The following is a 1,115-nucleotide window of genomic DNA, read 5'->3' as shown; positions in this document are numbered from 1 at the left end:
GCTCTTATTTAGCCTCGCTTGGGTGATGAAGCTAGTAGATCCCTTATTCAGTGTTTTGGATAACGATATATCCGGTAGGGACCTGATTTTAATACTCGGAGGTTTGTTCTTATTGATGAAATCCACGCATGAAATCCATGGGAGTTTTGAGATTAAAGATGTGTCAACGACAATGCTCGCAACATCTAGCTTTGCCTCAATACTCGTTCAAATAGCGGTATTGGATTTGATCTTTTCTTTGGACTCTGTAATTACAGCGGTTGGTTTGGTGGAGCATCTCAGCATTATGGTTATTGCTATTGTGTCCTCTGTGATTGTGATGCTGATAGCCGCTAATCCTATTGGCGAGTTTGTTGATAGAAACCCAACTATCAAGATGTTGGCTTTGTCGTTTTTAATCTTGATCGCGTTTACGTTGATCGCCGAAGGCTTTGATGTACATATTCCGAAGGGTTACGTATATTTCGCAATGGCGTTTTCACTATCGGTTGAGCTTCTAAATATTAAGTTGCGCTCGAGAAAAGTAGAGAAAGTCGAGACCATTCAATTGGCTCGAAAGCATGGATTTGACGATTCGTCTTTCGAGTAAGAATTTTGGCCAAAAAAAAGCTCAACCTGTCTCCAAGTTGAGCCTCAATCAAATCTGCTTGATGTGCTTATTCGCTAATTAATTGCTCAGCTTCAGCAATCTTCATATGGCGCACATCTTCACCTTTGACCATGAATATCACGTATTCTGCAACGTTCGCAGCATGATCACCGATACGCTCAAGCGCACGCAGTACCCACAGTACATTATGTACTTGTGAGATGCTTCGCGGATCTTCCATCATAAACGTCATCAACGATCGAATCGCTGAGCCATATTCGGCGTCAACAGAACTATCTTCGCGAATAATTTCCAAGGCCATGTTGGCATCAAGTCGTGCGAAGGCGTCTAATGATCCACTGACCATTTGAGTCACGCGTTGACTGATGTGGCGTACTTCGATGTAACCGCGAGGCGCTTTGCCTTCATCGCTTAATTTAATCGCCATTTTTGCAATTTTTGCGGCTTCATCACCAATGCGCTCAAGGTCAGAAATCATCTTAACGGTTGAAATCACTAAGCGTAG

Annotated in this window: 2 protein-coding genes; one reads left to right on the top strand and one right to left on the bottom strand. The window is 42.9% G+C overall.

Annotated features, from left to right (window positions below; translation table 11 throughout):
- Positions 1-589, top strand: a 589-nt coding sequence (locus tag A3738_RS14330) for a TerC family protein (protein WP_068763662.1), incomplete at its 5' end; no start/stop codon positions are given.
- A 67-nt stretch (positions 590-656) separates the two neighbouring features.
- On the opposite strand, the gene phoU is transcribed toward A3738_RS14330, so the two are convergent.
- A partial coding sequence (gene phoU / locus A3738_RS14325) for a phosphate signaling complex protein PhoU (RefSeq protein ID WP_068763661.1) occupies positions 657-1,115 on the bottom strand: 459 nt, incomplete at its 5' end.

This window comes from Oleiphilus sp. HI0066 (assembly GCF_001635725.1).
Note: the sequence above shows the minus strand (reverse complement) of the source record. Positions and strands in the feature narration are given on the sequence as shown.